Origin of the sequence: Georhizobium profundi, assembly GCF_003952725.1 — a bacterium.
GTDB classification, from domain to species: Bacteria; Pseudomonadota; Alphaproteobacteria; order Rhizobiales; family Rhizobiaceae; genus Georhizobium; species Georhizobium profundi.
Genome location: NZ_CP032509.1, coordinates 350,768 through 375,050 on the forward strand (window position 1 = coordinate 350,768; position 24,283 = coordinate 375,050).

Below are 24,283 nucleotides of genomic sequence, written 5' to 3' on the forward strand. Positions count from 1 at the left end.
AACTAGTTGACCAGCAGAAGCTCGCCATCGGCGACCTGGAAGCTTTTGAGCTTATTCAGGAAGCTCATGCCGATCAGATTGACCGAGATGTTCTGGTCCTGCAGGACGAAGGCTTCCACGTCTTCCACGCGCAGCGAGCCGACCTCGACATGGCTCAGCGTGACCTTCGCCGCCTTGGTCTCACCATTGGCCGTCTGCACACCGTAAACGAAATCGGACGGCGACAGGGCAACGCCCAGGCGGCGTGCGGTCGACTGGTTGACCGCCACATAGGTTGCACCGGTATCGATGAGGCCTTGAAGCGGCGTGCCGTTCACGCGGAAATTGCCGGTGAAATGGCCTTTTTCATCCGCGATGAGGCGGATGCTGCGGCCGGCCGCATAGCTTGCCTGATAGGTGGGTTTGACGGCAGGCGCTGTGACGCTGTCCTGCACGCGCGCCAGATCACCGACGGCCGATTGAGCCTCAGCCGCCTGCCGATCGGCCAGCCGCCCCTGGAACTGGGATGCATAATGGGGAATGGCGGCCACGACGCTTGCGCCGACGACTGTCCAGACGACCAGTTTGAGCATGCTTTTCCGCCCCTGAAAATTGCTGGGGCCAGCACATCATGCCATCGATAAGAAGGCACTAACGCAGCCGCCTCTATCGCCGACCACCTGCGATCGGAGTCAACGGAGCGTAAAGCGCGGTCGACGGATTTGACGCTATTTCGTGCCGTACATGCGGTCGCCGGCGTCGCCGAGGCCGGGGACGATGTAGCCTTTTTCGTTGAGGTGGCTGTCGACCGAGGCCGTATAGATCGGCACGTCGGGGTGAGCTTCCTGAAAGTTCCGGATGCCTTCGGGCGCCGCGAGCAGGCAGAGGAAGCGGATGTTGCGCGCGCCGCGCTCCTTCAGCTTGTCGATGGAGGCGATGGAGGAATTGCCGGTCGCAAGCATCGGATCGACGACGATGACGAGACGGTTGACCACGTCTTCCGGCGCCTTGAAGTAATATTCGATGGCTTCCAGTGTCTCATGGTCGCGGTAGACGCCGATGTGGGCGACGCGGGCCGATGGCACGAGATCGAGCATGCCTTCGAGCAGGCCGTTGCCGGCGCGCAGGATCGAGGCGAAGACGAGCTTCTTGCCCTCAAGCTTCGGCGCCTGGATTTCCATCAGCGGCGTCTCGATCGTCTCCATGGTGAGTTCGAGATCGCGCGTCACCTCGTAGCAGAGCAGCGTCGAGATCTCGCGCAGCAGCCGGCGGAAGCTTGCCGTCGACGTGTCCTTTGAGCGCATGATCGTGAGTTTGTGCTGCACCAGCGGGTGATCGATGATGGTGACGCCGTCCATGGCTTTGGCCCTTCCTTCGTGCGCGCTCGTCTGGCTGCTTTAAGACACAGAAAGGCGGCCGGCGACAAGGGCGCCGGCCGTTTCGCTCACAGGCTGCCGTCGACGGCGCGGTCGAAGATCGAAAGCGCGCGCTCACGCGTCAGCTCGATCGGGTTGCCGCCGGCGGTCGGATCGACGATCGCCATGTCGGCGATCTGGTCGCGCTTGTCGGTGCCCACCTTGAAGTCGCCGAGCGTGTGCGGCACGTCGAGCGTCTTGCGCAGCTTGAGAACGGCGTCGAGGAAGGCATCGAAGGAGGCTTCCATGCCGAGGAAGGCCGCCAGTCTTGCGATCTTATCCTCGATCGCTGCGCGGTTCTCGACGAGCACATAGGGCATGAAGACGGCATTGGTCATGCCGTGATGGGTGTCGTAGAGCGCGCCGACCGGGTGGGACAGCGCGTGGATGCCGCCGAGACCCTTCTGGAACGCCGTGGCGCCCATGGCGGCCGCGCTCATCAGATGACCGCGCGCCTCGATGTCGTTCGGGTTGGCGGCGACCTTCTCGAGATTTTCGAAGACGAGGCGCATGCCTTCGACCGCGATACCTTCGGCCATCGGGTGGTAGCCGGGCGCGCAATAGGCTTCGAGGCAGTGCGCTAGCGCATCGAAGCCGGTGCCGATGGTGATGAAGCGCGGCATGCCGACGGTGAGCTCGGGATCGCAGATGACGATCTTCGGCATCATCAGCGGATGGAAGATGACCTTCTTGGTGTGGGTCGTCTCGTCGGTGATGACGCCGGCGCGGCCGACTTCGGAGCCGGTGCCGGCAGTGGTCGGCACGGCGATAATCGGCAGGATGCCGGCCGGATCGGCGCGGGTCCACCAGTCGCCGATGTCCTCGAAGTCCCACATGGGCCGCGTTTGGCCGGCCATGAAGGCAATGACCTTGGCCGCATCGAGGCCCGAGCCGCCGCCAAACGCGATGACGCCGTCATGGCCGCCTTCGCGCAGCACCTTGATGCCGGCTTCGACATTGGCGGCGATGGGGTTCGGCTTCACGTCGGAAAAGAGAGCGCAGGGGATGCCGGCATCTTCCAGGATCTTCAGCGTCGATTGCGTGACCGGCAGATTGGCAAGGCCCGCATCCGTCACGAGAAGCGGCTTCGATATGCCGCTCGCCTTCAGCGCGTCGGGCAATTCGGCGATGCGACCGGCGCCGAAACGGACGGCGGTGGGGTAGTTCCAGTTGGCTTTGACGGTCATGTCTTGAACTCAGATCTGCTTGAGATGGAAGGATTTCGGTTGGGTCAGCATCTGGTAGCCGATCTCCGACAGCGCGCCGCCCTTGCCGGTGTCCTTGACGCCCGTCCAGACGAGCGCGGGATCGAGATAGTCACAGCGATTGGCAAAGACGGTACCGGTTTCCACGCGCGCGCCGAGCCTTGCGGCGGCATCGAGATCGCGTGTCCAGATGGAGGCGGTGAGACCGTAAGGGCTGTCATTCATCAGCGTGACCGCCTCCTCGTCGTCGGCGACCTGCATGATGCCGATGACCGGGCCGAAGCTCTCCTCGCGCATCACCGCCATCTGGTGATCGACGTTGGAGAGGACCTGCGGAGCGAGATAGGGCGAGCCTTCGCGATCGCGCTCGTCGTGGGTATCGAGATGCGTGACCGCGCCCTTGCGGATCGCTTCGGCCGTCTGGCCGCGCACGTGATCGGCGAACGAACCGCGCGCCATGGGGCCGACGACGGTGTCGGCATCGAACGGGTTGCCGAGCTTCCAGCCCTTGGCGCTTGCGACGAACCGCTCCAGAAATTCCGGATAGAGCGCGCGGTCGACATAGATGCGCTCGATGCCGCAGCAGCTCTGGCCGGAATTGAAGAAGGCGCCATCGACCAGATTGTCGACCGTCTTGTCGAGATCGGCATCCGCGCGAACGAAGGCCGGATCCTTGCCACCGAGTTCGAGGCCGAGCGTGGCAAAGGTGCCGGCCGCGGCCCGCTCGATCGCGCGGCCGCCCGCGACGGAGCCGGTGAACACGATGTGATCGATGCGGCCCGAGCCGATGAGCTTCTCGGTGTCGCGGTGGCTGAGGACGAGGTTCTGGAAGAGCCCCTTCGGCAGGCCGGCGCGGTCGGCGGCAAGCTGGAAGCGCTCGCCCACCAGCAGCGTCTGGCTCGCGTGCTTCAGGATGACGGCGTTGCCGGCCATCAGCGCCGGGACTATGGAATTGACAGCGGTGAGGTACGGATAATTCCACGGCGCGATGACCAGCGCCGTGCCCACGGGTTCGCGCGCGATATGGCGGATGAAGCCCGGCTTTTCCGGCAGGTCGATCGGCGAAAGCGCCTTTTCGGCAATGGCGATCATATGGCGGGCGCGTTCCTCGACGCCGCCCTTCTCACCGCCATAGCGCACCGGCCGGCCCATCTGCCAGGCGAGTTCCGGCACGATCTCTTCGTTCATGGCGATGAGCGCGTCGGCGAAATGCGTCATGATCTTGGCGCGTTCGCCAAGCGTCGTCTCACGCCAGGCCTTCCGCGCGGCCAGTGCCGCTTCGACGGCGCGCTCGATCGCGGCCGGCTCGGCATAGGGCCGCTCGGCGTAGACGGAGCCATCCACGGGTGAAATCAGCTTGACCAGTTCGGTCATGGACAGTGTTCCTTGCCAGCAGAAAGCGCGGGCCGCGCCGCGCGAAAGAGTGCCGATTGCCTTATTCCGATGTCGGGCGCGCTCCAAGGGGTGGCGCGCAACAGTTTTCAACACCGCTCGAAACCGCGCTTGATTTCCCAATCGGTCACGCGGCGATCGTATTCGAGCTGTTCCCAATCGGCGGTGTGGGCGTAGTGGGAGATCACCTGTTCGCCGAGCGCATCCTTCAGCATGGAGGAACCGCGGAAGGCGGCGATGGCGGCGCGGAGCGTCTTCGGGATTTCCGGCAGTTTCTCGCCGCTATAGGCGTCGCCCGTATAGGGCGGTTCGAGCTCAAGTTCGTCCTCGATGCCCTTGAGGCCGGCGGCGATCATTCCCGCATAGGCGAGATAGGGGTTCAAGTCGGCGCCGCCGATGCGGCACTCGATGCGGATGCCCTTGGTGTTTTCGCCGCAGAGCCTGAAGCCCGCCGTGCGGTTGTCGCCGCTCCAGATCGCCTTGGTCGGCGCAAACGTGCCGGCCTGGAAGCGCTTGTAGGAATTCACATAGGGCGCAAGAAGCACGGTGATGTCGGCAGCATATTTAAGCAGGCCCGCCACATAGTGCTTCATCAGCTTCGACATGCCGAGCTTGTCATTCTCATCGACGAAGGCGTTCTTGCCGTCCTTCGCGAGCGACATGTGGACGTGGCTCGACGAACCGGCGAGCCCGTAATCCCACTTGGCCATGAAGGTGACGGCCTTACCCTGGGCATAGGCGATTTCCTTGATGGCGTTCTTCATCACGACGTGCCGATCGGCCATGGTCAGCGCGTCGGCATAGCGGACGTTGATCTCTTCCTGGCCGGGGCCCCACTCGCCCTTGGAGTTTTCGATCGGAATGCCGGAGGCCTGCAGCTTGCGGCGGATCTCGCGCATCACCGGCTCTTCCTTGGTGGTCTGGAAGATGTGGTAGTCCTCGATGTAGTAGCCGGCCGTCTTGAGGCCGCGAAAACCCTTCTCGTGGATCGTGCGGTAGTCCTCGTCGAAGAGATAGAATTCGAGCTCTGAGGCGAAGTTTGCCATAAGGCCCAGCGCATCAAGCCGCTCGAGCTGCGTCTTCAGGATCGCTCGCGGAGAATGCGGAACGGGGTCGTGATGGTGGTGGTCGACGAGATCGCACAGAACGATCGCGGTGCCCTCCAGCCAGTGCGCCTTCATCAGTGTGGCGAGATCCGGCTTCATGACGAAATCGCCGTAGCCGCGCTGCCAGTTGGCGACATCGTATCCGGGCACCGGCTCCATATCGATGTCGTTGGCGAGCAGGTAGTCGCAGCCATGGGTCTCGTCGAGCGCGCCTTCGACGAAGAATTCCGCCTGGAAACGCTTGCCGATCAGGCGGCCCTGCATGTCGGGGAAGCAGACGAGCACGGTGTCGATGTCGCCCGACTTGATGTCGGCCTTCAGCGTTTTCAGATCATAGGCGGCCATCGGCACTCTCCCTCACGCGTTTCCGGTCGGTCTTTTTGATTTGCGAGACCCGGCGGCCTCGACAGAAGCCGCCGGGTCGATCGTCGTCACGTCTGTCAGGTGTAGCGGTACGGTGCGCCTGCGTTGCGCATCGTCTCGGCGTAGTTCTTCAGGATTTCCACGACGCGGGCGCTGCGCTCGCTTTCCTGGGCCACCTCGTCCCAGAAGACGAGCGCCTCGTCTTCGACGCGCTTCCACTCCGCTTCCGGAATGGTGGTGAGCTCCAGCTTGCCGCCGGTCGTGCGGTAGTGCGCCTCGCCCCACCAATACCAGTGCTGGCGATAGTAGTGGGAGCTGTCCATCGCCATGTTGAAGAGCGTCTTCAGATGCTCCGGCAATTCGTTCCAGCGATCGGTGTTGGCGAAGAACGAGCCGGCCCAGGCGCCGTTGATGTTGTTGGTGAGGTAGTACTGGGTCACATCCGCCCAGCCGACCGTGTAGGCTTCGGTTGCGCCGCACCAGGCGACGCCATCGATTTCGCCCGTCTGGATCGCGACTTCGATGTCTTCCCAGGGCAGCGTGACCGGCACGACGCCGAAGCGGGTGAGGAAGCGCCCGCCCGTCGGGAAGGTGAAGACGCGCAGGCCGTTCAGATCATCGACGCTGCGGATCGGCTTGGTGGTGACGAAGTTGCAGGGATCCCACGCACCGGCAGACAGCCAGGTGACGCCTTCGATCTCGCCGTAAGCTTCTTCCCAGATTTCCTTCAGGCCGTACCAGTTCCAGAGCACCGGCACGTCGAGGCCGTAGCGCGATGCGAACGGGAAGTAGGCGCCGAAGACCGAGACATCGACCGGCGAGGCCATGGAATCGTCGTCCGACTGGCAAGCATCGATCGTGCCCCGCTGCACGGCGCGGAAGAGTTCGCCCTGCGGCACGAGCTGGTCGGCGGTGAAGAGTTCGATGACCATTTCACCGTTGGCGGCCGTGTTGAACGCATCGATTGCCGGCTTCACCACATGCTCGGCGAGTGCCGGGCCGGCATAGGTCTGCAGGCGCCAGCGGATCGGGCTTTGCGCCCTGACGTAGGGCGCGGCAAGCGTGGAGGCCGATACGCCCCCGGCCGTCACCAGACCCGCCCGCTTGATGAATTGTCGCTTGGTGAACTTCGAATTGTCACTCATGTCGATTTTTCCCTCTTTCGGTTCCTGATCTTTTCGCCGCCCGTTCGTCGGACAGTCATTTGCCGTATCTCGTTGTCGTGCCTCGTCGGTGTCAGTCCTCTCCGTTGGTCCTCAACTTCGCGTCAGCGGGCGGACCAGAGGCCCGGCAGCCAAAGCGCAATTTCGGGGAAGATCATCAGGATGACGATGGTGAGCACCATCAGCCCGACGAAGGGCACGATCGATCGATAGATGTCGGCAAGCGTGATCTCTGGCGGCGCCATGGCGCGCATCAGGAAGAGATTGTAGCCGAAAGGCGGGGTGATGTAGGCGATCTGGCAGGTGATCGTGTAGAGAATGCCGAACCAGATGGCGTTGAAATCAAGCCCGATGACGAGCGGGATGTAGAGCGGCGCGACGATGACGAGCATGGCCGTATCGTCGAGGAACATGCCCATCACCACAAACGACAGGAGCATGAGAATGAGGATCGTCCAGCGGTCCAGCTCCCAGGTGTTCAGGAGCAGGTTTTCGATGGCGCGCACGGCGCCCAGCCCGTCATAGACCGCGCCGAAGCAGAGTGCGGCCAGGATGATCCAGAGGAACATGCAGGAGATGGTCAGCGTGTTGCGCGTTGAATCGTCGATGACCTTCCAGGTGAGCTTTCGCGACACGGCGGCGGCCAGTACGGCCAGGAGAGCGCCGACGGCGGAGCTTTCCACCAGGCTCGTGACGCCGCTGATGAAGAGGCCCATCATGGTGCCGAAAACGACCAGCGGCAGGAAGCCCGCTCCGAGTAGGCGCATCTTCTCCGATTTCGTGATGGCCGCGCGCTCTTCCGCAGGCATGGCGGGCGCAAGCTCCGGCTGGAGGCGGCAGCGGACATAGATGTAGATGCAGAAAAGCGTCGCCATCAGAAGCCCGGGCAGGATGCCGGCGAGCCAGAGCTGCAGCACGGGCTGGCGCGCGATCATAGCGTAGAGCACGAGCACGACCGAGGGCGGGATGAGGATGCCGAGCGAGCTGCCGGCCTGGACGACGCCGGTGACCATGACCTTGTTGTAGCCGCGGCGCAGAAGCTCCGGCAGGGCGACCGTCGCCCCGATCGCCATGCCGGCGACAGACAGGCCGTTCATGCAGGAAATCAGCACCATGAGCCCGATCGTGCCGAGCGCCAAGCCACCGCGCATGCCGCCGAACCAGACGTGGAACATGCGGTAGAGATTGCTGGCGATGCCGGATTCGGAAAACACGAATCCCATGAAGACGAAGAGGGGCACGGTGATCAGCGGATACCAGTTCAGCACCTGAAAGGCTGCGTTGAACGGTAATTCCGACGAGCCCTGCCCCCACAGCCAGAGTGCTGCCGCCGCGCCGACGAAGCCGATGACGCCGAAGACGCGCTGCCCGGTCAGGAGCAGAACCATCATGGTGGAGAACATGAAGAGCGTGATCAGTTCCGAGCTCATGCGATCGGCTTTCCGCGTGCCATGGCGACATCCTTGAAGAAGGACGAGATCGCCTGCAGCAGCATGAGGAAGATGCCGAGCGTCATGATCACCTTGATCGGCCACAGGGGTGGCGCCCAGGACGTGTAGTTCTTCTGGCCGTATTCGATGGAATAGGCCGTGCTCGACAGGCCGCCCATGAGCAGGACGCCAAGATAGAAGAGCACGAACAGAATCGTGAAGGCATCGGTGACGGCCCGCTTCTGCGGCGTCAGCTTGCTGTAGAAGAGGTCCATGCGGACATGGCCGTCATTCTGCATCGTGTAGGCGCCGCCGAGCAGATAATAGGCCGAGAGCACGAACTGGCTCATCTCCAGCGACCAGTTGACCGGCGTGCCGATGATGACGCGCGAGAGCGTGGAATAGAGTAGGATCGCGGCCAGCACGAAGAGCAGGTACATGGCGAAGCGGCCGACGACCCTGTTGATGGCATCGACCACCCGGACAAAGGCGCGGATCGGCTTCGGCATCCCGGTCACGCCTCCCTTTGACGCGCGGATTGCGCAGCTGGCTCTGCGCGATCGGCAGCGCCACTTGCATGGGCGGCGTGCAGTGCGCGTCCGAGCCGACCGGCCCAATCGGCAACGCCCGCGGGATCGGCGATCTCGTCATTTCGGATTTCGACCATGACGGCGGCAAGGCCCTTCGCATCGCCGTGCTTTTCGAGCGTCAGCGTGACGCCGTTCAGCGCCGCGTAGGGCTCGTTCCACCCGACATTCAGCGTGGGGTCGTCCGCCGCCAGAGCATCGGCGACGGCGCGGGTGAAACGGGTATCGACGCCGTGGATCAGCCCGATCGGCCAGGGGCGCGGCACGCCGTGATAGACCGGCGTGAAGGAGTGCATGCAGACCAGAACGGTTTCCTGTCCTCTCGCCAAACGCTTCGCGATCACCGCGTCGATCGCCTCGTGGAAGGGCCGGTGATAGGCATCGATGCGGAACTGGCGCTCCTGCGGATCGAGGTTCTCATTGGCGGCGATGCGGGTGCGTTCCGACAACGTCCAGATCAGATCCGGCGCATCGAGATCGCGGTTGCAGTCGATGATGAGACGCGACACGGTCGACTGGACGAGCGGCGCATCGAGCGCTTCGACCATAGCGAGGCTGACCGCCTGCGCGCCCGGATCCCAGGCGATGTGGCTCTTCAGTTCTTCAGGTGTGAGGCCGAGCGTTCCGTAGCGTGCCGGCAGCCGGTTCGAGGCATGGTCGCAGACGAGTACGAAGGGCGAAGACCCTTCGGCATTCACGACGTCGACGGCTTTCTCGGTGGACATGCCCCAACACCCCCTTTACTGGTACAGTAATTCGGGAAACCGAATATGTGTCAACACTGAAACGAGAATTTCAGAATGGCGGTGAGCATTCCGGCGACGGTCGAGACCACCGTTCATGCCACGATGGACGCACTGACATCCGCCGAGAAGCGCGCAGCGCGGACGCTGCTGGCGAATTATCCGACGATCGGGCTTGCGCCGGTTGCGGAATTCGGCACAGCTGCAGGTGCAAGTGCCGCAACGGTGTTGCGCTTCATTTCCAGGTTGGGCTTTCGCTCCTATCCGGATTTTCAGCGCGCGCTGCGCACCGAACTGGACGAGCGCACGAAATCACCGCTGCAGCGCAGTTTCGAGGTGCCGCGCCAGGAGAGCGAGCGGTTTCTCGATCGCTTCTTCGAGCAAACCGCGGAGATCATGCGGGCGACGGCCGAGCGCATTCCCGCATCCGAATTCGAGGCCGCATCCCGCAAGCTCGCCGACAGCCGCAATGCATGTCATCTCGCCGGCGGCCGCTTCACCGACGCGCTCGCCATGTACATGGAAGCGCATCTCAGGCGCGCGCGGCCCGGCGTGCGCAGGCTTGACGGGCGGATCGCCAACCGGGCCGACCAGTTGCTGGACATCAAGGCGGGCGATGTTGTCGTGCTGTTCGACATGCGCCGCTATGACGACGATTTGCTCGAAACCGCACGCCAGCTGAAGGCGGCGCGCGCTTTCACCATTCTCATGACCGATGAATGGATTTCGCCGATTTCGCGCTTTTCCAAGATCGTGCTGCCGTGCCGGGTCTCGATCGACCGCATCTGGGACGCGAACACCGCCATGTTCGCGCTTGTGGAGGCGCTGATTGCGCGGACCACCGAATTGTCCTGGAAGACCGCCGAAAGCCGCATTCGCGTCGGCGACTGAGCGCGCCGCGCCGGGTCGTAAATGCCTTTGGGCTTGCGCGCCGGCCTTGCGATAACGCAGAACCACTGTCTATGGCCTGCGGGTCTGCAGGCGAAGGATGAGACATGGCGCGACCAGACGAGAGCGGCCCCGCAGACACCGACCTTACAGACAGCGAAGCCGCGACCCGCGACGGCAGGTCCGCGCCCGCCTTCACCATCGGCACGACGGAGATCAAGGCGCGGCCGGTGGAGCCGGCGCTCTATCTCGTTTCTACGCCGATTGGCAATCTGGGCGACATCACGCTGCGCGCGCTGGAAACGCTCGCCTCGGCAGATTTGCTCGCTTGCGAGGACACAAGGGTAACCCGCGTCTTACTGGAGCGCTACGGCATTCGCCGCCGGCCCTTTGCCTATCACGAGCACAATGCGCAAGCCGCCGGCGAGCGGCTGATGGCGGCGCTCGATGCCGGGCAAAGCGTGGCCCTGGTTTCCGATGCCGGAACACCGCTCGTTTCAGACCCGGGCTTCCGATTGGTAGAGAGCGCACTTGCCGCGGGCCACCGCGTGGTGCCGATACCCGGCGCTTCGGCACCGCTTGCGGCGCTGACCGCTTCCGGCATGCCAAGCGACAGCTTTCTCTTTGCCGGCTTTCTGCCGCAGAAATCGAAGGCGCGCCGCGACAGGCTCGGCGCGCTGCAGCGCATGCCCGCCACGCTGATCTTCTTTGAATCACCCCACCGGATCGCAGATGCTCTTGTCGATGCGGCCGAGGTTCTGGGCGAAAACCGTCCGGCCGCCGTTTGTCGCGAGCTGACCAAGACGTTCGAGGAGACGCGGCGGGGCACGCTTGGCGAACTGGCTCAGCACTATGCTTCCTCAGGCAATGTGAAAGGCGAGATCGTGTTTCTGATCGCGCCCTTTGAGGAGGAGGCCAGCGACATCGATCCGCAGGCGCTGCTCGACGATCTTGTGCGCACGATGCCACCGGCGAAAGCCGCGACGGAAGCTGCGAAACTGACGGGCCTGCCGCGCAAGGACCTCTATGCGCGGTTGCTCGAGATGAAGAAGGGCTGAAGGCCGATGCGCGCTCCGCGTGAGCGGCGGGAGCAGCCGATGTCGCGGCAGGAAGCCGAGCGGCGCGGTCATCTGGCCGAAGCGCTCGCTGCGTTCTCGCTGCAGCTTCGCGGCTACAGGATCCTCGCGCGGCGCCACAGGACGCGGCTCGGTGAGATCGACCTGATCGTGAAGCGCGGCGCCCTCATCGCCTTCGTCGAAGTGAAGGCACGGAGCGACGAACGCGCGGCGATCGACGCGGTCTCCCATACGACGGCGACGCGGATCCGCAGTGCGAGCGATCTCTGGATTACGGCACAGATGAAGCGCGGCGTCGATCTCTCCCGCGTTTCCTATCGCTACGACATCGTAGCGATCATGCCGTGGCGCTGGCCCCGGCACTTCGCCGACGCGTTTTGAGATCAGCACCACTGGACAGTTGCGCTTAAGGGCACCCGCGCACTATCTGAACGACAAAGCAAAGCAGGGACAACCGAGAATGGCGAAGTCATTGAAAGTGGCGGTCCAGATGGACCATGTGCAGTCGATCAACATCGAAGGCGACTCCACCTTCGCCATGTGCCTGGAAGCGCAGGCGCGGGGCCACGAGCTCTATCATTACACGCCCGACCTCTTGACGCTGCGCGACGGGAAGGTGTTTGCCCGCATCGAACCGATGACGGTGAAGGACGAGAAGGGCGCGCATTACACGCTGGGCGATCCGGTGCGCACCGATCTTTCCACCATGGACGTGGTGCTCTTGCGCCAGGACCCGCCTTTCGACATGGCCTATATCACCTCGACGCACCTCCTGGAGCGCATCCATCCGCAGACGCTCGTCGTCAACGATCCGGCCTGGGTGCGCAATTCGCCCGAGAAGATTTTCGTAACTGAGTTTCCGGACCTGATGCCGGAAACGCTGATCACCCGTGACTGGGCCGAGATCCGCGCGTTTCGCGAGGAAATGGGCGACATCATCCTGAAGCCACTTTACGGCAATGGCGGCGCCGGCGTGTTCCACCTGGCGGAAGGCGATCGCAACCTCTCGTCGCTCTTGGAAATGTTCAACCAGATGTTCCGCGAGCCGATCATCGCGCAGCGCTACCTGCCGAAGGTGCGCGAAGGCGACAAGCGCATCATCCTCATCGACGGCGAACCGGTCGGCGCCATCAACCGCGTGCCGGCCGAGCACGACAGCCGCTCCAACATGCATGTGGGCGGCAAGGCGGTGAAGACGGAGCTGACCGATCGCGAACGCGAAATCTGCGCACGCATCGGGCCAGCCTTGCGCGAACGCGGCTTCATTCTCGTCGGCATCGACGTGATCGGCGACGTCATGACCGAGATCAACGTCACCTCGCCGACCGGCATCCGCGAAGTGCGCAAGTTTGGCGGTGCCGACATTGCTGCTCTGATGTGGGATGCGATCGAAAAGCGCCGCTGACCACCACCGTTTGTTCCGCCACTGCAACCGCGCAGACCAGCTGTGACGTGCGATGAGTTGCAATCGCTCCGAAAACGTTCTTGTTTTATTCTTTCTGCTATGTCAAGTTGCATGGCCGGCGAATAAAACATGAAGTTGTTGGAGCCGATGCGATAGACCCTATCGGATCGTTTGGAGAGGCGGTGCAGGATGGTCAGTCGCGTCAGGACGGTGTCGTTCCAAGGTATCGAGGCGGTTCCCGTCGACGTGCAGGCGATGCTGGCGCCGGGCAAGATCGGCATGCATATCGTCGGGCTGCCCGACAAGGCGGTTGCGGAAAGCCGCGAACGCGTCCAGGCGGCGCTGCATGCCTCGGGTCTTGCGCTGCCCGCCAAGAAGATCACGCTGAATCTCGCACCTGCGGACCTGCCGAAAGAGGGAAGTCATTTCGATCTGCCCATCGCGCTGGCGCTGATGGCGGCGCTGGGTGCCATCCCTGCCGATGCACTGGATGACTACGTCGTTCTTGGCGAGCTGTCACTCGACGGCACGATTGCGCCCGTCGCGGGTGTGCTGCCGGCGGCGATCGGCGCGAACGCGCTCGGCAAGGGCCTGATCTGCCCGGCCGAAAGCGGCCCGGAAGCGGCCTGGGCGGGCGCCGACATCGACATTCTTGCGCCGCGCAGCCTGATCGCGCTCGCCAATCATTTTCGCGGCAGCCAGGTGCTGTCGCGGCCGGAACCCGCATTGCATCAACCGGCAATTGGGTTGCCGGATCTTTCCGATATCAAGGGCCAGGAAACGGCAAAACGCGCGCTGGAAGTGGCCGCTGCGGGCGGGCACAACCTCTTGATGGTCGGGCCTCCCGGGTCCGGCAAGTCGATGCTTGCGGAACGTCTGCCCTCGATCCTGCCGCCGCTGCCGCCGGCAGAACTGCTGGAAGTGTCCATGGTGCATTCGATTGCCGGGAAGCTCGCCGGCGGCAAGCTTTCGGATCGTCGGCCGTTTCGCGCACCGCATCACTCAGCCTCCATGGCGGCGATGGTCGGAGGCGGGTTCAAGGCGCGGCCGGGCGAGATGTCGCTTGCCCATCATGGCGTGCTGTTTCTCGACGAGTTTCCGGAATTCACGCCGCAGGTCCTCGACAGCCTGCGCCAGCCGCTGGAGACGGGCCAGTGCGTGATCGCGCGGGCGAACCACCGGATCAGCTATCCGGCCCGCATTCAGCTCGTGGCGGCGATGAACCCCTGCCGCTGCGGGATGGCCGGAGAACCTGGCCACGTTTGCGCGCGCGGTCCGCGTTGCGCGGGCGACTATCAGGCACGCATTTCCGGCCCGCTGATGGACAGGATCGATATCCGCATCGACGTGCCCGCCGTATCAGCCGCCGATCTCATCCGCCCGACCGTCGCGGAGACGAGCGCGACCGTTGCGGAGCGGGTGGCACGGGCGCGTGACCTGCAGCGCCATCGCTACGGCGAACTTGGCGTTACCGGCGTGACTGCCAACGCACAGTGCCCGACTGCACTGGTGGAAACCGTTGCGGCGATCGACAGCGCGGGGCGCGCGCTTCTGTCGGAGGCGGCCGAGCGCATGGCCTTTTCGGCCCGCGCCTATCACCGCATCCTCAAGGTCGCGCGCACGCTGGCCGATCTCGATGGCAAGCCGGCAGTCGGCCGCATTCACCTGGCCGAGGCAATTTCCTACCGGGTGATGGCGGAGCGGACGAGCATGGCTGCTTGAGCTTCTGACGGGCGATCGGACGTTAATCTGAAGCTCGGTGCACGACCAGGCGGCCGATTTCCAAATGGCATGCCAGCAGCCAATGGCTGGAGCAGAACGCCGGCGAGGGAGGGGCAAGAGTTGCGCTCGACACTGTCGAAGCCTGCACTGCGCGGGGTCGAAGGTTCCGTTGCGCTGGGAGCAGCGACCGGGTCGTTGCCGATGGCAATCAGAAGGGAAGATCGTTGAGGATCGACTTGCGCTGCTGCGGCGTTAGGGCTTGGTTGGGATCATCCGCCCAAACTTGCCGCACACTCTTAATTCGGAGCGTCCCATCGTGAAGTCTGTCCTGCGCACTGCCCTGATCCTGACATCTCCGCTCATGGCACTTGCTGCGTTGCCATCGACCGCCGCTCTCGCGCAGGACCCCCAGACCCTCGACGAAGCGCCGCGCACGGCCGTCGTCTCAGCCTTCGAGCCGGAGTGGCTGGCGCTGCAGGAGGCGCTGATCGAGCGCGAAGAGCATGAGATCGCAGGCGTCGAGTTCGTCACGGGGCGCATCGAAGGGCGCCGCGTCGTTCTGTTTCTGAGCGGCGTCAGCATGGTCAATGCGGCGATGACGGCGCAGATCGCGATCGATCATTTCAACCTGAGGGAGATCGTCTTTTCCGGCATCGCAGGCGGTGTCGATCCGCAGCAATCGATCGGCGACGTCGTCGTGCCGGAACGCTGGGCGCAATATCTGGAAGCGGTGTTCGCGCGCGAAACCGATGAGGGCTTCACACCGCCAAGCTTCATCGAGACGCCGTTTCCCAATTACGGGATGATCTTTCCACGCGAGGTGGATGTCGCGCGCGCGGGTGGCGAGATGGAAGAGCACTTCTGGTTTCAGGTCGATGGCGCGCTGTTCGAAACCGCGCGTCAGCTCACAAACGCCGTCACGCTGCAACTGTGCACCAGCGACGACACCTGCCTCAGCGAGCAGCCGACCATTCGCGTGGGCGGCAGCGGCGTCTCGGGCCAGGCATTTGTCGATAACGGCGCCTTCCGCGACTATGTGTTCGAGACCTTCGGCGCCAATGTGCTCGACATGGAGAGTGCGGCCGTCGCGCATGTGGCCTACGCCAACGACGTTCCCTTCATCGCGTTTCGATCGGTATCGGACCTCGCCGGTGGCGGTCCGAGCGAGAACGAGATGGCGACCTTCATGCAGATCGCGTCCGACAATTCGGCCCGCGTGGTGCGGGCCTTCCTCGCCGCCCTGCCCGAGTGACGAGGCGTTTTCAGCCGGTTCAAACCTACCGACGCAGCGTCGACGGATCGATGGCCTTTTCGCCAGCGTATCTGGCGATGATCCCCGCGATGTCGGCGTCGCGCATGGCCTGGCGCAGGGCCTCGAAAGACGGCAGCACGAAATAGGCCCGCTGGAAGCTGTCGATCTCGTAGCCCGTGCGCATGATGGTTTCGATGTCCATCGGAACGTGGTTCGCGTCCGGGCTCTCGAGCGCGAAGCGCAACTCGGTTGCCGAGGACATCAACCCGGCTCCGAAGGCCTTCAGCGGCCCGCCCTCTTCCTGGATCAGGCCGTATTCCGCCGTGTACCAATAGAGCCGCGTGATCATCTCGTCGCCGCCGGCAGCCATCAGTGACAGCGCCGTTTCACCATACATCTGCATGAAATCGGCAAATTCCGGCTGCATCAAGATCGGCACATGGCCGAAAAAGTCGTGAAACATGTCGGGCTCGACGATGTAGTCCAATTCGTCGCGGCTGCGGAGCCAGTCCGTGACGGGAAACCGGCGCTCGGACAGATGCCTGAAGAAGGGCTCAGCCGGGATGAGCCCCGGCACCGCGACCAGCGTCCACCCGGTGGCAGCGGATAGCCTGCGGCTGACTTCGGCGAAGTCCGGGATGTCGTCAAGGATCACGAGCGCTTCGAGGCCTGCGAGATAGGAGTGGTGGGCAAGCTCCTGCGTCAAGGCGCGCTGCCGATCGGCGAGCGTCTTCCACACGGCGCGGTCTTCGTCATCATAGGCGTCGACGTCCTGGGTAACGGTGAAATCGTCTCGGCAACGGGCATAGTCGCCGCGCATGCCGGCTGCGGCGCATTCGGCAGCGTAGGTTTCGACATTGATCGACATGATGGCGCTCCTCCAAGCTTACACCTTGTCATTCTAGCGCCGCTGCTGGAGTGTTTTCCGGCTGACTGGACCAACGAAGGAGGAGGTTGAGTGAAAGAGCCCAAAAAATCACCGAAAGCGGGGGAGATCCACCTCGACCGGTTCGAGGTCAGAATGCTTGATCACCTTCAGAGGTCCGGCCGCATGCCGACCACCGAGCTAGCGGCCGCGGTCGGGCTTTCCGCCACGCCCTGCGCACGCAGGCTGGAGGCCATGATGGAAAGCGGGGTGATCGAGGGCTTTGGCGCCCGGCTCGATCGCCGCAAGATCGGGCTTTCGGTGGAAGTGTTCGTGCTGGTTCGGCTTATCAGCCACAGTGATCAGTCACCGGACAGGTTCGTCACCAAGGTCGAGGCGATGGAGCCGGTGATTGCCTGCTGGGCGCTGACGGGGGACCATGACTTCATGCTGCAAGCGGTACTGCCGGACGTGGAAGCGCTCAATCGCTTCATTGCCGAGGACCTGATGCGCATCGAGGGGGTGCGGGACGTGCGCACCAACCTTGTGCTGCGCAACATCAAGGGGCCGGGGCCGCTGCCGCTTTCCCACCTCGCCGAATGATCCCCCGGCGAGGTGGGACGTCTATTGGCCGACGTGCCGAGTCAGTCGTATTTAAGCTCCGTCGCCTTCCCCCGGAAGATACGGTAGGCGAGGATCGTGTAGCCGCCGATGGTCGGTAGCACGATGGCCGTGCCGACGAGGATGATCATCAGGCTTTCCGGAGCGCTTGCCGCTTCGTAGATCGTCAGCTGATCCGGCACGATATAGGGGTAGAACGAGTAGGCGAGCCCGGCGAAGCCGAGCGTGAAGATCGTCGCCATCGCCAAGAAGGGCACCAGCGCATAGGAATCATCCGGCCGCGGCAGCTTTGCTGTCAGGAACCAGAGGCCGGCGAAGACGGCGCCCGTCAGAAGCGGAAGCGGTGCCAGGAGATAGATTTCCGGCGTCGTGAACCATTTGTCGAAGATGCGGGCCGAGGCGAATGGCGTCGCGATGGAGATCATCGCCATGCCGGCCGCCGTCAGGAGCAGGCACATGCGCATCCAGATGACGGCCTTTTCCTGCAGCTGGCCTTCCGTCTTGTAGATCAGCCAGGCTGCGCCGACAGCGCCGTAAGAGGCCGCGAGGCACAGGCCGACAAGCGCTGCAAAGCCCGCCGATGCCCAGCTGAGATCAAGCCCCAGCACGTAGATGCCGAGCATGTAGCCCTGAGACAGCGACGACATGACGGAGCCGATGAAGAACAGGAGGTTCCACATCCACTTCGACTGCGCGCTGACCTTGGAGCGGAAGTCGAAGGCAATGCCGCGCAGGACAAGACCGACGAGCAGCACGAAAACCGGCAGGTAGAGCGCCGTCAGGATGATGCCGTGCGCGATCGGAAAAGCCACCAGCAGAAGGCCGATCGACAGGACGAGCCAGGTTTCGTTCGCATCCCAGAACGGGCCGATCGAGGCGATCATCGTGTCCTTCTCGTCGTCGGTGCCGAAGACCGAGAGGATGCCGATGCCGAGATCGAACCCGTCCAGGATGACGTAGACGAGGATCGAAATTCCCATCAGGCCCGCGAAGATCAGGGGCAGGATGACGTCAGGTTCGTAGCCAAACATCCAGTCCGCTCCTATTCCGCCGGCTGCAGGGCTTCGCCTGTCGCCTTGCCCATGGAGACGCTGTCGCCGCGCGGATCCGGGTCTTTTTCGATGTTGCCGTAATGGGCGCGGATCGCGAGCTTGTAGAGCACGGTCAGGTAGACGACGATCAGCACCGCATAGAGCGCGAGATAGGTTGCAAAAGTGAGGGCCACATGGGCGCCCGGCACGGGGGCGACGGCTTCGGCGGTCGTGACCACGCCCGAGACCAGCCAGGGCTGACGGCCGATCTCGGTCGTGTACCAACCGGCAAGCGTTGCAATCCAGCCCGAGAAGGCCATACCGGCGAGCACGAAAGCCATCGGCTTGTTGATGTCGTCGCGACGCCACAGCATCCAGGCCGCCGCCCAGGAAACGACCAGCATCAGCATGCCGACGCCAACCATGACGCGGAACGAGATGAAGAGCGGCAGCACAGGCGGGTGCTCCGCCGTACCATCTTCGGCGACGAAGTCGTTGAGGCCCGGCACGACGCCATCGGCATGGTGCTTGAGGATGAGCGACGCGCCGCTCGGGATGCCGATCTCGAAGTGGTTTTCACGCGCCTCCTCGTCCGGCAGAGCGAAGAGAACAAGCGGCACATTGCCCCGCGTTTCCCAGTTCGCTTCCATGGCCGCGACTTTCTGCGGCTGATGTTCCAGCGTGTTCAAGCCGTGCATGTCGCCGGCGAAGATCTGCACCGGGATCAGGATCGCGCCAAGGTAAACGCCGGTGCGCAGCGCCTTATACATGGGCTCGGAGCGATCGCCGTAGATCCAGCGCAGCGCCGAAAGGCCGGCCATGAGGAAGGCGACGGTCAGGCCCGAGGCGAGCAGCATGTGCACGAAACGGTACGGCATGGACGGATTGAAGATGATGGCGAACCAGTCGGTGGCATGCGCCACGCCGTCGCGCATCTCAAAGCCCTGCGGCGTGTGCATCCACGAGTTCAGCGCGATGATCCAGAAGGCCGACATGGTGGTGCCGAAGGCCACGAGGAAAGTCGCCAGCGTATGGATACGGCTCGACACGCGAGAAAAACCGAAGAGCATGATGCCGAGGAATACGGCCTCAAGGAAAAACGCCGTCAGCACTTCATAAGCGAGCAGCGGACCGGCGACATTGCCGACGGTTTCCATGAAACCGGGCCAGTTCGTGCCGAACTGGAAGCTCATCGTAATGCCGGACACGACGCCAAGCGCGAAGGACAGTGCGAAGACCTTCACCCAGAAGAAATAGGCTTTCATCCAGGCGTCATCGCCGGTCCGCTCATAGCGCCACTTGAAGAACAACAGCACCCAGCCAAGCGCGATCGTGATGGTGGGAAAGAGGATATGGAAGGAGATGTTCGCAGCAAATTGCATGCGCGACAGGATTAATGCGTCCATTGTCTTCTCTCGTTTTTTCTTTCTCTCCTCACCGCAGCCTGAAAATTAAGCGATGGGGCCGAGGGCGCCAGTGTCGATACTGTCGCACGGCGAGAATGTCGCACAGCTGCCTAACGTTTCCTATCGATCTCCGTGGGTGCCGACATGCTTTCTGGCAACCCGGCTTCGGGTTATGCTCATCGTCCTGCGATGCATAGTGGAGGACGACGATGGCGATCTATCTCATCGGCTACGAGGGACGCACCGAACGGCCCTATGATCAGTTGCAGGAGGCGATAGATCGCGAAGGCGGCGTGAAACTGATCGATGGGCTCTGGGCGCTCGATGTGGAGAAGGATGCGACCGAACTGCGCGACTGGGTCCACACCTTCATGGACGACGTAGATGCCATCTTCATCGCGCAGATGCGCGCCGGCAGCCATTGGGCCAGCCGTCACCTCAAATCGAGCGCCAATGACTGGCTGAAATCCCGCCTCTAGCAACTTTCCGCGGCCCTCGTCTCTCCACTCACAAGACTTGCAGATGCATCCTTGGCGGTGCAGATGATGGCGACATTCGGAACACTTCCATGATCGGATCCGGCGTGCCGGCCGACAATCGACGGCAGACGCAATGCGGAAATGGCAATGGAAGCTGAGACGCCTGTTCGAGCGGCTCTGGGTGCGGGCGGTTCTCTACTCAATTCTGGGCCTGATCACGGCCTTCGCGGCGGTCGTTCTCGATCCGCTGATTCCCGACGGCTTCGAGGATGCCGTGGGCGCAGGCGCGATCGATACGATCCTCAACATTCTCGCAACGAGCATGCTGACGATTACCACGTTCTCGCTGACGACGATGGTGACCGCCTTCACCGCATCCACGCAGGACGTGACGCCGCGCGCAACCCGCCTCTTGATGGCGGATACGACCACGCATTCGGTACTCGCGACCTTTATCGGCACGTTTCTCTACAGCCTGGTCGGCATCATCGTTTTGTCGATGGAGGCCTATGGCAGCGGCGGGCGGGTCGTTCTGTTCGCCGTGACGATTTTGGTCATCATCATCGTCATTGCCGCGTTGCTGCGCTGGATCGACCATCTGACGCGCCTTGGGCGGGTCAATGAAACGACGAGGACGGTGGAATTGGCGGCGCAGGACGCGTTGCAGGCCTATCACCGCGCCCCAACCATGGGTGCCGTGGAAATTGCCGATGATGCCGTGCCCCAAAGTGCGACGCGCATCTTGGCGGATGACATCGGTTATGTCGGTCACGTCGATATGCAGCAGCTCGAAACCGTCGTTGCCGAAGCAGGGGCCATCGTAACCATTCTGGCGCGGCCCGGCACGTTCGTTCACACGGCAGAGCCACTTGTCGCCGTAATTTCGGGCAGTGTCGATGCAGACGAGGTCCGTGCCGCCTTCACCATCGGGCGCGAGCGGACCTTTGAAGAAGATCCCCTCTTCGGGCTGGCGGTGCTTTCGGAAATCGCGTCACGGGCGCTCTCGCCCGGCATCAACGATCAAGGCACGGCGCTCGACGTTCTGGGCCGAGGGGTTCGGCTGATCGCCATGTGCTCCGACAAGATCGACGAAGCTGCCGACGCGCCCGAGTTTCCCCATCTTCGGATGACGCGGCTGCCGATCGTCGAATTCCTCGACCATCTGTTTACGCCAGTCGCGCGCGACGGCGCCGAAAAATTCGAAGTTCAGGTCAAGATTCAAAAGTCGCTGGCAGCACTGATCGCAATGGACGAGCCGCTGTTTGGGGCTGCGGCACGCCATGTCTCTCGTGTATCTTTGGATCGGGCGGAGGCTACACTGACGAGTGCAGACGACATAGCTCGTGTGCGAAAGGCGGCGGCGCCGCTCAGCTGAGCGGAAAGGCCATCAGCAGCCGGAATGACGGTCGCGGTTGGAACTCCGCTGGACATTCGCCATCTCGGCAGCATCCATCTTGCGGAGCAGGTCCACCATTGCGTCAGGAGTTCCCTCCGGGACGCGGAACGAGTCCATGCCGGCGAGAAGGCGCCGGTTCGGGCTCGTCTGGATCTGGTGAAGGACGACGTCTTCGAGACGCAGCCCACGAACATTGCTCATTTGGTTGTGCCGCCTTGGGATTGTTACTCGACAAACACCAGCCGATTGGATTGGTTCCACCGATCCACAACAGTTTGGCAGACAAATTGTCGCTGGTGGAACCGCGGCGTCTATTCTAATCGCCCAGGCGTCAACGTTTCGTAAACGCATTCGAAATCAAGCAGATAGTTTTGGCGCCATCCGCTGAGGTGCTGCGGCGGGCACAAGCTGCGCCCGCGGAAAACCTGCGTCGCTTCGACTACTGAAGCGCGCCGACCAGGACGTCGGTGGAGTTCTCGATCGAAACCCAGCGACCGGTGTGGAAGGACGCCTGGCGCTTGAGGAAGACGTAAGATGTTTCGCTCCAGAGCTGCACCTCGTCGGAGAGGTTATCCAGAACGTAGTCGCCCTTGGACGTCCGCAGCGTAAGAACGGCGTGCCCCTCGCCATCGGCCTTGCGGACGACAGTGATGAGGAGATCCGAAGCGGAGAAGCCGCGCTCCATCAACATCAGGCGCTTCAGAAGAGCGTAGTCTTCGCAATCGCCTTCGAGATCGGGATAGGACCAGTGCTCTTCGATGCCGTGCATTTCCATGTCGGTGCGGGGCACGATAGTGCTGTTCACCGCGAGGTTGACTTCCCGCACGACTTCCCAGCCGTAGTCAGTGATATCCGGCGCACGGCTGGCCGTGGTGCGGATGGCGCATTCCGAATAATGCCGGCGACAGAAATCGTAATGACCGATAGGCTGTGACGTCAAAGGGCCGGTGATCATCGACCGGGACGGCTCGGCCTCGGCGTTTGCCGACGGCAGGGCCAGGGAAACGAAGCCGGCCATGGCAATGGCTGCTCCAATTCTCGCAATCGTCAGCACCGTTGGTCGCCCCGCCTCAGCATCATCGTTAACAAACAGTTAAAATTGGTGATGATGCAAAGTCAATCGGGCCAACCCCCGCGATTGCAGTTATGGTTACCGGCCAAGCTTGGTTGTGTCTTCAGCGCTACAGTTCGTCAGGACGTGGTTTCGTGATCGCCTCTCAATGGCCGCCGGCGATGAGATCGTTGAGCGCCTTCAGCATTCGGCCGATATCGGCCGGGCGCGACAGGCGATGGTCGCCATCGCGTACCAGGGTAAGGACGACATCGTCTGCCGGGAGGTGTTCCATCAGCCGCAAGGCGTGGGCATAGGGCACATCCGGGTCCTGCATTCCCTGAATGATCGTGACAGGACATCCGGTGTCGATGACACCATTCAGAACGCTGTTTGCACGGCCATCCTCGATCAGAGCACGGGTGTAGACATTCGGGTCCGGGCCGTAGGGTGTCGGTTCCTCGAAACGGCCTTTTTCGGAAAGATCCGCGCGTTGGGCATCGGTGAGGCCAGGCTCGATGAGTTCGGCGGTGAAATCAGGCGCCGGTGCGAGAAGAAGCATGCCTGCCAAACGGCCCGCATCACCGCGTTGCTTCAGGGCCTTTGCCATGAGAAGTGCAATCCAGCCGCCCATGGACGAGCCGACCAGGATCTGAGGTCCGGTCGTGTGCTTGTCGAAGACGGCGAGCGCCTCCTCCAGCCAGCGTGAAATCGTGCCGTCTTCGAACGCGCCGCCCGACGCACCATGTCCGGAATAGTCGAAGCGCAAGCATTCCAGCCCCTCGCGCGTGGCATAGCCGTCGAGTTCGAGCGCCTTGGTGCCGCTCATGTCGGACCGGTAGCCACCGAGCCAGACGAGGCCGGGACGATTGTGGCCGCCGAGCCCCGGCCGAAAGGCGACCGCGATGGTGCGTGCCTCATCACCCTCGCCGACGACGAGTTCCAGTCCCTTAGATGTATGCTCCTGCATGTCGATTTCCTTGCTGGTGGCATTTTCGGGGCAATTGACGGCAGAATCACCGCGCGTGGATGCTATTTCTGACTGGGCGTGCTATTGACTCAAAGCAAGCGATAACGACATTGCGGGCAATTCCGGCGATTTCGTCTTCGCAGTACATTCAGCCACAGGTTCAACAGTTCGAGGAGAACACGACCATTCGCAGACCGTTCAGAGCGCCGCCGCCAACCAAGGATGGACCGCGGGCCAATGAGGAAATCCGGGCAAGCCAAGTTCAGTTGATCGATGCCGAAGGCAATAACCGCGGAATAGTGCCCATCAACGAGGCGCTGGAGATCGCGGCGGAAGCCGGCCTTGACCTCGTCGAAATCTCACCCAATGCCGAGCCTCCCGTCTGCAAGGTGCAGGACCTCGGCAAGCTCAAATACGAAAAGCAGAAAAAAGCCGCCGAGGCGCGCAAGAAGCAGAAGACCGTCGAGGTCAAAGAAATCAAGATGCGCCCGAACATCGACACGCATGACTATGACGTGAAGATGCGCGCCATGAACCGCTTCTTCGAAGAAGGTGACAAGGTGAAGGTGACGCTGCGTTTCCGTGGTCGTGAAATGGCGCACCAGGAACTCGGCATGCGGCTTCTTCAGAAGGTCAAGGAACAGACCGCCGAAATCGCCAAGGTCGAGGCCGAGCCCAAGCTCGAAGGCCGACAGATGATGATGGTTCTCGCACCGCGCTAAATCTAGCCCGTTGCTC

General features: G+C 62.7%; 25 protein-coding genes. 10 read left to right on the forward strand and 15 right to left on the reverse strand.

The window, feature by feature from the left end; genetic code table 11:
- Positions 1–2 precede the first annotated feature (2 nt).
- The 9 genes from D5400_RS01685 to D5400_RS01725 all read right to left on the reverse strand — a co-directional run bounded on the left by D5400_RS01685 (position 3) and on the right by D5400_RS01725 (position 9,365).
- On the reverse strand, positions 3–572 hold the full coding sequence (locus tag D5400_RS01685) for a TIGR02281 family clan AA aspartic protease (RefSeq protein ID WP_126007057.1): 570 nt from the start codon (positions 570–572) through the stop codon (positions 3–5).
- A 135-nt stretch (positions 573–707) separates the two neighbouring features.
- Positions 708–1,337, reverse strand: coding sequence for a uracil phosphoribosyltransferase (gene upp / locus D5400_RS01690; protein WP_126007059.1), 630 nt, complete (start codon positions 1,335–1,337; stop codon positions 708–710).
- A gap of 86 nt (positions 1,338–1,423) precedes the next feature.
- On the reverse strand, positions 1,424–2,581 hold the full coding sequence (locus D5400_RS01695) for an iron-containing alcohol dehydrogenase (protein ID WP_126007061.1): 1,158 nt from the start codon (positions 2,579–2,581) through the stop codon (positions 1,424–1,426).
- A gap of 9 nt (positions 2,582–2,590) precedes the next feature.
- Complete coding sequence (locus D5400_RS01700) at positions 2,591–3,973, reverse strand: aldehyde dehydrogenase family protein (RefSeq protein WP_126007063.1); 1,383 nt, start codon at positions 3,971–3,973, stop codon at positions 2,591–2,593.
- Between the two features lie 107 nt (positions 3,974–4,080).
- Positions 4,081–5,442, reverse strand: a complete 1,362-nt coding sequence (locus D5400_RS01705; RefSeq protein WP_126007065.1) for a glutamine synthetase family protein — start codon at positions 5,440–5,442, stop codon at positions 4,081–4,083.
- A 95-nt stretch (positions 5,443–5,537) separates the two neighbouring features.
- Positions 5,538–6,605: a TRAP transporter substrate-binding protein gene (locus D5400_RS01710; RefSeq protein WP_126007067.1), complete on the reverse strand. Its 1,068-nt coding sequence runs from the start codon at positions 6,603–6,605 to the stop codon at positions 5,538–5,540.
- A 122-nt stretch (positions 6,606–6,727) separates the two neighbouring features.
- Positions 6,728–8,053, reverse strand: coding sequence for a TRAP transporter large permease (locus D5400_RS01715; RefSeq protein ID WP_126007069.1), 1,326 nt, complete (start codon positions 8,051–8,053; stop codon positions 6,728–6,730).
- Complete coding sequence (locus D5400_RS01720; RefSeq protein WP_126007071.1) at positions 8,050–8,562, reverse strand: TRAP transporter small permease subunit; 513 nt, start codon at positions 8,560–8,562, stop codon at positions 8,050–8,052. The genes D5400_RS01715 and D5400_RS01720 overlap by 4 nt, the downstream gene beginning before the upstream one ends.
- Before the next feature lie 5 nt (positions 8,563–8,567).
- Entirely contained in the window at positions 8,568–9,365 is a 798-nt protein-coding gene (locus D5400_RS01725; protein WP_126007073.1) for an N-formylglutamate amidohydrolase, read from the reverse strand.
- A gap of 75 nt (positions 9,366–9,440) precedes the next feature.
- Between D5400_RS01725 and D5400_RS01730 the strand changes: the two genes are divergently transcribed.
- From D5400_RS01730 to D5400_RS01755, 6 genes are all read left to right on the forward strand, one after another.
- Complete coding sequence (locus tag D5400_RS01730) at positions 9,441–10,274, forward strand: MurR/RpiR family transcriptional regulator (RefSeq protein WP_126007075.1); 834 nt, start codon at positions 9,441–9,443, stop codon at positions 10,272–10,274.
- Positions 10,275–10,378: 104 nt separating this feature from the next.
- Positions 10,379–11,329 (forward strand): 16S rRNA (cytidine(1402)-2'-O)-methyltransferase, encoded by a 951-nt coding sequence (rsmI, locus tag D5400_RS01735; protein WP_126007077.1) that lies wholly within the window; start codon positions 10,379–10,381, stop codon positions 11,327–11,329.
- 39 nt (positions 11,330–11,368) lie between these two features.
- On the forward strand, positions 11,369–11,728 hold the full coding sequence (locus D5400_RS01740; RefSeq protein ID WP_164527989.1) for a YraN family protein: 360 nt from the start codon (positions 11,369–11,371) through the stop codon (positions 11,726–11,728).
- Positions 11,729–11,807: 79 nt separating this feature from the next.
- Positions 11,808–12,752: a glutathione synthase gene (gshB, locus tag D5400_RS01745; RefSeq protein ID WP_126007081.1), complete on the forward strand. Its 945-nt coding sequence runs from the start codon at positions 11,808–11,810 to the stop codon at positions 12,750–12,752.
- A gap of 189 nt (positions 12,753–12,941) precedes the next feature.
- The gene (locus D5400_RS01750; RefSeq protein WP_126007083.1) at positions 12,942–14,474 is read left to right on the forward strand and encodes a YifB family Mg chelatase-like AAA ATPase; all 1,533 of its coding nucleotides are present in this window, start codon (positions 12,942–12,944) and stop codon (positions 14,472–14,474) included.
- A 316-nt stretch (positions 14,475–14,790) separates the two neighbouring features.
- Complete coding sequence (locus D5400_RS01755) at positions 14,791–15,726, forward strand: 5'-methylthioadenosine/S-adenosylhomocysteine nucleosidase (RefSeq protein ID WP_245451393.1); 936 nt, start codon at positions 14,791–14,793, stop codon at positions 15,724–15,726.
- A 25-nt stretch (positions 15,727–15,751) separates the two neighbouring features.
- Here D5400_RS01755 and phhA read toward each other — a convergent pair whose 3' ends face one another.
- Entirely contained in the window at positions 15,752–16,594 is an 843-nt protein-coding gene (gene phhA, locus D5400_RS01760; RefSeq protein ID WP_126007085.1) for a phenylalanine 4-monooxygenase, read from the reverse strand.
- A gap of 183 nt (positions 16,595–16,777) precedes the next feature.
- Here phhA and D5400_RS01765 point away from each other — a divergent pair, with 183 nt between their 5' ends.
- Positions 16,778–17,194, forward strand: a complete 417-nt coding sequence (locus tag D5400_RS01765) for an Lrp/AsnC family transcriptional regulator (protein WP_245451394.1) — start codon at positions 16,778–16,780, stop codon at positions 17,192–17,194.
- Positions 17,195–17,235: 41 nt separating this feature from the next.
- Here D5400_RS01765 and D5400_RS01770 read toward each other — a convergent pair whose 3' ends face one another.
- Both D5400_RS01770 and D5400_RS01775 read right to left on the reverse strand, forming a co-directional pair.
- Positions 17,236–18,243 (reverse strand): cytochrome d ubiquinol oxidase subunit II, encoded by a 1,008-nt coding sequence (locus D5400_RS01770; RefSeq protein ID WP_126007089.1) that lies wholly within the window; start codon positions 18,241–18,243, stop codon positions 17,236–17,238.
- A gap of 11 nt (positions 18,244–18,254) precedes the next feature.
- The gene (locus D5400_RS01775; RefSeq protein WP_126007091.1) at positions 18,255–19,649 is read right to left on the reverse strand and encodes a cytochrome ubiquinol oxidase subunit I; all 1,395 of its coding nucleotides are present in this window, start codon (positions 19,647–19,649) and stop codon (positions 18,255–18,257) included.
- 209 nt (positions 19,650–19,858) lie between these two features.
- Here D5400_RS01775 and D5400_RS01780 point away from each other — a divergent pair, with 209 nt between their 5' ends.
- Together D5400_RS01780 and D5400_RS01785 are read left to right on the forward strand one after the other, a co-directional pair.
- Entirely contained in the window at positions 19,859–20,128 is a 270-nt protein-coding gene (locus D5400_RS01780) for a hypothetical protein (RefSeq protein WP_126007093.1), read from the forward strand.
- 133 nt (positions 20,129–20,261) lie between these two features.
- Positions 20,262–21,503, forward strand: a complete 1,242-nt coding sequence (locus D5400_RS01785; RefSeq protein ID WP_126007095.1) for a DUF2254 domain-containing protein — start codon at positions 20,262–20,264, stop codon at positions 21,501–21,503.
- Positions 21,504–21,515: 12 nt separating this feature from the next.
- Here the strand turns inward: D5400_RS01785 and D5400_RS01790 are convergent, their stop codons facing one another.
- The 3 genes from D5400_RS01790 to D5400_RS01800 form a co-directional block, all read right to left on the reverse strand.
- Complete coding sequence (locus D5400_RS01790) at positions 21,516–21,725, reverse strand: hypothetical protein (RefSeq protein WP_126007097.1); 210 nt, start codon at positions 21,723–21,725, stop codon at positions 21,516–21,518.
- A gap of 238 nt (positions 21,726–21,963) precedes the next feature.
- The gene (locus tag D5400_RS01795; RefSeq protein WP_245451395.1) at positions 21,964–22,542 is read right to left on the reverse strand and encodes a transglutaminase-like cysteine peptidase; all 579 of its coding nucleotides are present in this window, start codon (positions 22,540–22,542) and stop codon (positions 21,964–21,966) included.
- Between the two features lie 199 nt (positions 22,543–22,741).
- Positions 22,742–23,545 carry an alpha/beta hydrolase gene (locus D5400_RS01800; RefSeq protein ID WP_126007099.1) on the reverse strand — a complete coding sequence of 268 codons (804 nt, stop codon included), beginning with the start codon at positions 23,543–23,545 and terminating at the stop codon, positions 22,742–22,744.
- Positions 23,546–23,730: 185 nt separating this feature from the next.
- On the opposite strand from D5400_RS01800, the gene infC reads away from it, so the two are divergent.
- The gene (infC, locus tag D5400_RS01805; protein WP_245451508.1) at positions 23,731–24,267 is read left to right on the forward strand and encodes a translation initiation factor IF-3; all 537 of its coding nucleotides are present in this window, start codon (positions 23,731–23,733) and stop codon (positions 24,265–24,267) included.
- Positions 24,268–24,283: the final 16 nt, after the last annotated feature.

Excerpts from the sequence above, each read along its gene's own strand:
- D5400_RS01685 (WP_126007057.1), bottom strand. The coding sequence starts at position 572 with ATGCTCAAACTGGTCGTCTGGACAGTCGTCGGCGCAAGCGTCGTGGCC.
- upp (WP_126007059.1), bottom strand. The coding sequence starts at position 1,337 with ATGGACGGCGTCACCATCATCGATCACCCGCTGGTGCAGCACAAACTC.
- D5400_RS01695 (WP_126007061.1), bottom strand. The coding sequence starts at position 2,581 with ATGACCGTCAAAGCCAACTGGAACTACCCCACCGCCGTCCGTTTCGGC.
- D5400_RS01700 (WP_126007063.1), bottom strand. The coding sequence starts at position 3,973 with ATGACCGAACTGGTCAAGCTGATTTCACCCGTGGATGGCTCCGTCTAC.
- D5400_RS01705 (WP_126007065.1), bottom strand. The coding sequence starts at position 5,442 with ATGGCCGCCTATGATCTGAAAACGCTGAAGGCCGACATCAAGTCGGGC.
- D5400_RS01710 (WP_126007067.1), bottom strand. The coding sequence starts at position 6,605 with ATGAGTGACAATTCGAAGTTCACCAAGCGACAATTCATCAAGCGGGCG.
- D5400_RS01715 (WP_126007069.1), bottom strand. The coding sequence starts at position 8,053 with ATGAGCTCGGAACTGATCACGCTCTTCATGTTCTCCACCATGATGGTT.
- D5400_RS01720 (WP_126007071.1), bottom strand. The coding sequence starts at position 8,562 with ATGCCGAAGCCGATCCGCGCCTTTGTCCGGGTGGTCGATGCCATCAAC.
- D5400_RS01725 (WP_126007073.1), bottom strand. The coding sequence starts at position 9,365 with ATGTCCACCGAGAAAGCCGTCGACGTCGTGAATGCCGAAGGGTCTTCG.
- D5400_RS01730 (WP_126007075.1), top strand. The coding sequence starts at position 9,441 with ATGGCGGTGAGCATTCCGGCGACGGTCGAGACCACCGTTCATGCCACG.
- rsmI (WP_126007077.1), top strand. The coding sequence starts at position 10,379 with ATGGCGCGACCAGACGAGAGCGGCCCCGCAGACACCGACCTTACAGAC.
- D5400_RS01740 (WP_164527989.1), top strand. The coding sequence starts at position 11,369 with ATGTCGCGGCAGGAAGCCGAGCGGCGCGGTCATCTGGCCGAAGCGCTC.
- gshB (WP_126007081.1), top strand. The coding sequence starts at position 11,808 with ATGGCGAAGTCATTGAAAGTGGCGGTCCAGATGGACCATGTGCAGTCG.
- D5400_RS01750 (WP_126007083.1), top strand. The coding sequence starts at position 12,942 with ATGGTCAGTCGCGTCAGGACGGTGTCGTTCCAAGGTATCGAGGCGGTT.
- phhA (WP_126007085.1), bottom strand. The coding sequence starts at position 16,594 with ATGTCGATCAATGTCGAAACCTACGCTGCCGAATGCGCCGCAGCCGGC.
- D5400_RS01765 (WP_245451394.1), top strand. The coding sequence starts at position 16,778 with ATGCCGACCACCGAGCTAGCGGCCGCGGTCGGGCTTTCCGCCACGCCC.
- D5400_RS01770 (WP_126007089.1), bottom strand. The coding sequence starts at position 18,243 with ATGTTTGGCTACGAACCTGACGTCATCCTGCCCCTGATCTTCGCGGGC.
- D5400_RS01775 (WP_126007091.1), bottom strand. The coding sequence starts at position 19,649 with ATGGACGCATTAATCCTGTCGCGCATGCAATTTGCTGCGAACATCTCC.
- D5400_RS01780 (WP_126007093.1), top strand. The coding sequence starts at position 19,859 with ATGGCGATCTATCTCATCGGCTACGAGGGACGCACCGAACGGCCCTAT.
- D5400_RS01785 (WP_126007095.1), top strand. The coding sequence starts at position 20,262 with ATGCGGAAATGGCAATGGAAGCTGAGACGCCTGTTCGAGCGGCTCTGG.
- D5400_RS01790 (WP_126007097.1), bottom strand. The coding sequence starts at position 21,725 with ATGAGCAATGTTCGTGGGCTGCGTCTCGAAGACGTCGTCCTTCACCAG.
- D5400_RS01795 (WP_245451395.1), bottom strand. The coding sequence starts at position 22,542 with ATGGCCGGCTTCGTTTCCCTGGCCCTGCCGTCGGCAAACGCCGAGGCC.
- D5400_RS01800 (WP_126007099.1), bottom strand. The coding sequence starts at position 23,545 with ATGCAGGAGCATACATCTAAGGGACTGGAACTCGTCGTCGGCGAGGGT.